We start from the raw sequence: 2,702 nt of genomic DNA, 5'->3' as shown, positions 1-2,702 counted from the left end.
CTGACCTTTACGACGACCACGAAAATAACTTTCGTCCAGTTCAATCTCGCCATCAAACCAGGAGTGCCTATCTACGTGCTCGGCTATCAGCACTCTGAGGCGGTGAAAATAGTATGCAGCAGTGTTCCTGTGGACACCAACCAGCTCTGCGGCAATACGGGCTGTGGAGCCTGCAATAAACTGTTCAAGTAACCGTTCCTGTTTGTACTGACTGAGTCTGCTTTTTCTCATGGCACTATCCTAGATGATCTTAGTTATCTAGGACAGCCCCTAAATTTGATAACCGCATACCTGTTCAACGCTCACCTTTCCCCTTGTAACTGATAACCTTAAAATGAATAACCATATGTATTTTAAAAAATATGGATTCGCTAAGTCTTTTGAAGTTTAAATAACTTAAAAATAAGGTTTTAAAGGTATCTCTGGTGATAACATCTGTGGATAACTCAAATCGATAAGCACCAAAACCGAGAAGAGGAAGCCGAACGATGCTAAAATAAGCTCATTCAATCAGTATCCTAATGATCGAGTTATGAAAAAATCTGAATACGCGTTTTGTGGTATGCCTGCAACACTGCTCTGTGATGGCCAGCTTGGCTGGGATGCAGATACCGATAAAAATGGTTTGATGCGTAAGCTGCGGAAAATGCATACCTGTGATGCACCACTTTGCAGAGACTGTGCCACATGGCAAAACAATATTTTCTTCTCAGGAAGAGCAGGTGGAATGGAAACCAAAGATTACTGCCCGATCTGCCAGAAACGAAAAGAAGCCGGTGAGGAAGGATCACGCCGCTGCATGGACAATGAACAGGCAATGGTGATCCGGCGTGCGCACTGGGCAACACATCAGAACGATCACCAACGAAAATTGCAGGTTTTGCAGGGCGGTGGTCAGCAGCAGTTACCATTCTGACAACTTGCAGTCTCCAATGTTAATATGTACAATAATACGTACAATTAAAGGAGGCTATATGAAAACGATGAATTACAGCGAGGCAAGACAGAATTTTGCCAGCGTGATGAACGAGACGATTGATGATCGTGCTCCAATTCTGATTACACGCCAGAAAGGAATGCCATGTGTGCTGATGTCACTGGAAGAGTATGACTCTCTCGAAGAAACCGCCTACCTGCTACGCTCTCCAGTTAACGCACGCCACCTGATGGACTCCATTGAGCAACTCAACAATGGCAAAGGAACAGAACGGGATCTGGCAGAGTGAAGATGGTTTTTTCTGACCAGTCATGGGCTGATTATCTTCACTGGCAGCAAACAGACAAATCAATGTTGAAACGTGTGAATTCGTTAATCAAAGATATTCAGCGTGAGCCGTTCAGTGGAATTGGTAAGCCGGAGCCTTTGAAGCATCACCTGAGCGGTTTCTGGTCAAGACGGATAGATTCAGAGCATCGGTTAGTCTATAGGGTCACTGACGACAGTTTGCTGATTGCATCATGTCGCTATCACTACACGGGGTAATGGTAAACATGCACGTCATGCTGGATCTGGAAACGATGGGGACGGACTGTCATGCGGCGATTGTCGCTATCGGCGCGGTACTGTTTGAACCTGATACCGGAGTCATGTCCAGTAATTTCTACCGTATCGTTGATCTGGAAGACGCGGCTGAATACGGCAAGCTGGACGCAGGAACGGTGAAGTGGTGGTTGCTGCAATCCGAAGGCGCTCGGCAAATATTTGCTGCCGACGAAGAATCCGTCTCACTAACCCGTGCACTGGTTGATTTTTCCGCATGGCTGGAAGAGCATCAGCAACACGAACGGGATACGCCGCAGGTTTGGGGTAACGGCGCGGGATTCGACTGTGTGATACTGCGCAATGCTTTTGAGTCAACGGGCGTGCCGGTGCCGTGGAAATTCTGGCATGAGCGGGACGTGCGCACTGTAGTCGAACTTGGGCGCTCTATTCTGGGGTATGATCCGAAACGAGATATGCCATTTGACGGCGTGGTGCATAATGCGCTGGCCGATGCGCAGCATCAGGTGAGGTATGTCAACGCCATAATTCAGCTACTGGCTGAGAGATAACCTCGCTTCAGACGTCTTACGCACTCTGCATCAAAATACCGTTGTGCTTCCACCTTGCCTGGAAACGCATGTATCCGTACCTGACCCAACGTTGAGCCTGTTCGTCCGTACACGGTGACAACCACCCAGTCGCCCAGCAAATCCTGCTCCAGCGTCAGCGTGTAGAATCGCGTACCTTTCTCAAAACGGGGCATATTTCACCTTAATCACATAAAACGCGCTGTATGCGATTTTAAGCACTTTTCTTTGATTGCCTTTGGGTTGGTATTGCCTGTGATGTTTTTTCGGCAGAAATGGATTATTCCCACTGAAATAACACGATATTTTTTACTGACCTGAAATGCTTTTTTCTTTCAGCGCCGAAAATGCCGCCATCAGCACATCCTTCATGCTCATGTCGTTGGAAGTGGCGTAGATTTTAAAAGAGCGATGAAACTCAGGTGACACCTTGAAATTCAGGTCGACCAGCTGCGTGGACTCCCGCTTTCTGGTGTTGAGGGTTTCCTGTTTGATCGGACTGGATTTTGGCTTGCCTATCAGAGAGACATTTTTCATTCGTGGTTCACCTTCAGGGCGATGTGGTTGACGATATCCATCGCGTGTTTGTTCATAGTTAGGAATCTGAATCGTTTCTTTTCGGATCACCTGAC

Annotated in this window: 6 protein-coding genes and 1 pseudogene; 4 read left to right on the top strand and 3 right to left on the bottom strand. The window is 47.3% G+C overall.

Annotated elements, in window-relative coordinates:
• Nucleotides 1–231 (bottom strand): annotated as a pseudogene (locus BBW68_RS16890) (IS1595 family transposase); the annotation flags it as partial.
• A 301-nt stretch (nt 232–532) separates the two neighbouring features.
• Between BBW68_RS16890 and BBW68_RS12230 the strand changes: the two are divergent.
• The 4 genes from BBW68_RS12230 to BBW68_RS12215 are packed head-to-tail and all read left to right on the top strand — an operon-like array spanning nt 533 to nt 2,052.
• Nucleotides 533–916: a hypothetical protein gene (locus BBW68_RS12230; protein ID WP_070135577.1), complete on the top strand. Its 384-nt coding sequence runs from the start codon at nt 533–535 to the stop codon at nt 914–916.
• A gap of 58 nt (nt 917–974) precedes the next feature.
• Nucleotides 975–1,226, top strand: coding sequence for a YoeB-YefM toxin-antitoxin system antitoxin YefM (gene yefM, locus BBW68_RS12225; protein WP_016257351.1), 252 nt, complete (start codon nt 975–977; stop codon nt 1,224–1,226).
• Between the two features lie 2 nt (nt 1,227–1,228).
• Nucleotides 1,229–1,483, top strand: a complete 255-nt coding sequence (locus BBW68_RS12220) for a Txe/YoeB family addiction module toxin (protein WP_420835350.1) — start codon at nt 1,229–1,231, stop codon at nt 1,481–1,483.
• Nucleotides 1,484–1,491: 8 nt separating this feature from the next.
• Entirely contained in the window at nt 1,492–2,052 is a 561-nt protein-coding gene (locus BBW68_RS12215) for a 3'-5' exonuclease (protein WP_070135579.1), read from the top strand.
• Here BBW68_RS12215 and BBW68_RS16885 read toward each other — a convergent pair.
• Nucleotides 2,031–2,246: a WGR domain-containing protein gene (locus BBW68_RS16885; protein WP_083264898.1), complete on the bottom strand. Its 216-nt coding sequence runs from the start codon at nt 2,244–2,246 to the stop codon at nt 2,031–2,033. The two genes, BBW68_RS12215 and BBW68_RS16885, sit on opposite strands and share 22 nt — an antisense overlap.
• A 133-nt stretch (nt 2,247–2,379) precedes the next feature.
• On the bottom strand, nt 2,380–2,702 hold a 323-nt coding region (locus tag BBW68_RS12210; protein ID WP_245675262.1), incomplete at its 5' end, for a hypothetical protein.

Origin of the sequence: Candidatus Erwinia dacicola (assembly GCF_001756855.1) — a bacterium.
GTDB lineage: Bacteria > Pseudomonadota > Gammaproteobacteria > Enterobacterales > Enterobacteriaceae > Erwinia > Erwinia dacicola.
The sequence above is the reverse complement of the archived record's forward strand: the minus strand, read 5'-3'. Positions and strand labels throughout refer to the sequence as shown.

Bases quoted from the DNA above. Each gene is read 5' to 3' on its own strand.
- BBW68_RS12230 (WP_070135577.1), top strand. From the start codon at position 533: ATGAAAAAATCTGAATACGCGTTTTGTGGTATGCCTGCAACACTGCTC.
- yefM (WP_016257351.1), top strand. From the start codon at position 975: ATGAAAACGATGAATTACAGCGAGGCAAGACAGAATTTTGCCAGCGTG.
- BBW68_RS12220 (WP_420835350.1), top strand. From the start codon at position 1,229: ATGGTTTTTTCTGACCAGTCATGGGCTGATTATCTTCACTGGCAGCAA.
- BBW68_RS12215 (WP_070135579.1), top strand. From the start codon at position 1,492: ATGCACGTCATGCTGGATCTGGAAACGATGGGGACGGACTGTCATGCG.
- BBW68_RS16885 (WP_083264898.1), bottom strand. From the start codon at position 2,246: ATGCCCCGTTTTGAGAAAGGTACGCGATTCTACACGCTGACGCTGGAG.